A 3,562-nucleotide genomic window follows, 5' to 3' on the forward strand; every position below is an offset into this window, starting at 1 on the left:
CTGGAATATCACATCAACGAACCAGTAATACGCTGGGCGCAATCCACCCTAATTCTAATGGCAAGGAACAATTATCGTGCGTAAATTATGTGGGGATCCGCCAGAGCCCATGTAGTAACAACACGAGCTTCGTTGTCGTTGATAGCTGCATAATAGTATTTTTTGGCCATGATTTGGCCCTCCTTAATATTAAAAGTAAATTTCGCCACGAAATTGCGGCAGTTAGAAAATTGGAAATACGTGCGTGTGCGGGGCTGAATCTATATATCCCCAACGGACAAAACGCACAGAGAAGAAAAAGCCCTTTGTGACAAGGGCTTTCGATTAGTCAATCTTTACGATCTCAACTGGCGTTGAGAGCTTCCCGTAATGCAGAACGGGAATCAGGGTTGAAGAGGATTTCAACTTCAAAGTCAGGAAACTTCGAGACTATTAGTTGAGCAAGATTTATTGTTTGCTCTGTTGTTGGTACAGCACCTTCGATTAACTTGGCTTGTTTCGCACTGCGTACAGTAGTTGCTTTCGTTGGATAACCGTTGTCAGTCAACCACTCAGCTAAGGCTTTAGCAGTTATGTCTTTCTTGGATATTCCACCTTTCTCATGAGCATAGAACCGCAAGAACAATCGAGCCATCAAGCTATCCGAGGTCTCATCAGCCTTTAAACGAACATCTTTGTTACTAGCCGTTTCAGCCATCACAAGGCGATCCTGCCAGCCATACCAATCCTCTAGCGTCTTCAAGCAGTGAGTTTTACGCCAACGATCAAAGCGTAAGCGAGTAAACAACATGTCATCTAACGACTTGTGCGGTTTGGTTTCCAAAGCGATATGTTGACGACCTTTCACATCAATCATGGTTGGGTTAACTAGTTGGTGCTTCTGGTCATACTCCATGTTCAGGAAGATTGAACGCTTCTCCAGCATTAAGTCTTTGTGCTCAAGGAAACGCACTCGATTCGGAGTTAAATAGCTACCATCGACTTTGTCACCCGCTTTACGACTCAGATACATATCCACCATGTAAGCACTTTGGTCAGCAACCATTGGATCGACCTTAACGCCACCTTTAGCGAGTACTGGCTCATAACCTTCACTTTCGATTACAGTGTATTGAGCACGAGTCTTAGCACCGATTAACTGCTTAGCTTTATGCTTCAATTCAAGTATCTCACCACCATTAGGATCGATACGATGATATAGATCTCTAAAGCGTTGACAGATAGGACCTGAGAGGTCGATCTCATCCAATTTAGCATTGGTCAAAAATCCATCTGTCGTGACAGACACCACCACCTTGTCATCTGGGATACTGTGAAGCAAAAAACTCAACAAAGCTCTAGCTAGGCCTGTTGTATAGGCAGCAAAAAATGGATTGGTAAGAGTAGATGGAGGTAATTGTGTAGAGTATCCGGCCTGTATATCAAATGACCGCTTTGGACGCAGTGATTGCGCCAGTTTCCCGTAACAACTATTTAACATCTCCTTGGTCATTTTTTCATCAAAGCTTCCCTTGACGAATGACTTACGTCGTTCTCGTCCCCACTTCATAAAGTCTTCGAAGATCCGCACATCATTCTTCCAAGGAACCACAAACGCTTGCTTGATCGTAATCTTAGCACCTTGGTTGTAAGCTACTTCCAACTCGTGACCTGTACAGTGAGTCTCGCCAGATAGCGGAAAAATCAAACCATATTCAGAACGAACCGCTAAGCTTGGAAACCGAGTGTTCTCAGGGAACTTAAACTCAACCCAAGCTAAAGCACATTTATCACCGAAGAGGTCATGTAGATCTTTTGTCATATACATTTGATCGTACGCTAACTCACGTAAACCAAGCGTAATAGCCGAATAGCAACTAGGAACGTCGTAGTCGCACCAAGTATCAATTGAGGAAGGACCTGCGATAAATGACTCGTTGCGGCCTCCATGGTAGCAAGTGGTTGAAAAATGTTCTAACGTCATACGAGCCGTTACTGGAACATCACGAGTCAATGTTAGTGGCTTGCTTCGGTCAGAAGGCCACACTTCTTTCGTCACCTTCTCAAAACCAAACAACCCCCGATAACCACGCTTATCATCCAAACTGTTCACAAACGCTTTAACGGCAATGCCGCCAATGGTGAACGGAACAGACTTTAAACCCAATGTATGTTGGCAGAAGGAAGATACCCGCTCGAAGTGGCGAGCCGTGATGATTACATCGGTTAAGGAATATTCCGCGAATTTTCCAGGCTCAGCTTCTAGAAACTCATCCATCCGCGAGATGGAGTAAGGTTCGGGTATTTCAACCTTTGGGACTTCCAGCAACTCACCCACGGATGCCAGTGACTGGCCATTCGGAGCAAGCAACATGGTGTCGTAGAAGGTAATGTATAAGGTGTGACGGTTTCGGGATTTGTCATGGACATTGAGAGGTTCTTTGTCGATGCGGCGGGATATGACTTTATCAAGGTCAAGACCGTAAACATCGTCGAGGCTCGCCACTGTTTTACGAAGTCCATTCACATGAGTTTTCAATTGGTCAAAGGCTTTACTGAAATTAAACAGGTCAGCAGATAACCAGTGAGCGCACAAAATGATATCGGTCGGCCATGTGCTCAGTACCTCATCATCCATTGCCTTTTCGATTGCTTGCACCAAACATTTGTCCAGTGCAAGACGACCCGACTTCTTGGTCGATTCAGGAAACAAGATTATCGTTGATATCTTACCTCTGAATAGAATGGCGAATTGATAACTCAATATCCGGTTGTAGGTTCCACATTTGGACTCTACGTATTCCGTATCTATTGCTATCACAGGCCGTTCAAAGAACGGTGTGGCTTCTCGCCGTTTACGCTTAGCTTCTTTCTTCTTTTTGGGCTTACGACCCACCAGCGGCTTTGCTTTACGCTCTACACTCTCAAAAGAAGACGGTTCAACGTCAGCATGTCGAGGTACACCCCAGGTACTCACGTGTTCTTCCTCAGTCCAACCTGATGTTGCCAAGTTGTCCATCGTTAAGCCTGAATCCTGCTCAAGCCAATCAAATGATTCACTCATGATAAAATCTCCAGATACACAAAAAGACGCCTTCTGGCGTCTTTTTGAAAGGGGTACAACAATGTTTACTTAAACTCTGACCAGTTAATCTTCGGCATATCATTACCTTCCGAGAACTCGATCAAATCATCGACTATTGCATCGCGCAGACCTTCTAAATCTGAAAACTCTTCCGGAGTAAACATAGCAAGCAAATTGTCACTGTTCATTGCCGTAATCAGAAGCGCACCCGATTTACCCGAGATGAAAGCATTGGAGATAGCACTCGCGTGTATCCAGCCGCCGCTTTCAAGGATCAAACACTTCCCTTTTTCCGGCTTCACCGCGTTCGAGATCTTATCGAACAACTTCCCAACATGGTCACCTGACTCATTAAGAATCAAGTTACAGTTTTTATCTAGGACCACAACGCGGTCACTCGAAGGTAGAACTGTTTTACCGTTGGCAAGGTTAGCAACGCCAGATTTTGTTTTCACGAATAAAGCATTCATAAGACTTAGTCCTTAAAAAATATACAAT

General features: G+C 44.5%; 3 protein-coding genes. 1 reads left to right on the top strand and 2 read right to left on the bottom strand.

The annotated features are described in order from the left end of the window. A partial coding sequence (locus ASV53_RS25865; protein WP_205049229.1) for a hypothetical protein occupies positions 1-311 on the top strand: 311 nt, incomplete at its 5' end. A gap of 32 nt (positions 312-343) precedes the next feature. Here ASV53_RS25865 and ASV53_RS23250 read toward each other — a convergent pair. Together ASV53_RS23250 and ASV53_RS23255 are read right to left on the bottom strand one after the other, a co-directional pair. Then, entirely contained in the window at positions 344-3,043 is a 2,700-nt protein-coding gene (locus tag ASV53_RS23250) for a DNA polymerase (RefSeq protein WP_094958884.1), read from the bottom strand. Positions 3,044-3,108: 65 nt separating this feature from the next. Then, on the bottom strand, positions 3,109-3,534 hold the full coding sequence (locus tag ASV53_RS23255; protein WP_094958885.1) for a hypothetical protein: 426 nt from the start codon (positions 3,532-3,534) through the stop codon (positions 3,109-3,111). Positions 3,535-3,562: the final 28 nt, after the last annotated feature.

The organism is Photobacterium sanguinicancri, assembly GCF_002265265.1.
In the GTDB taxonomy this organism is placed as follows: Bacteria; Pseudomonadota; Gammaproteobacteria; order Enterobacterales; family Vibrionaceae; genus Photobacterium; species Photobacterium sanguinicancri.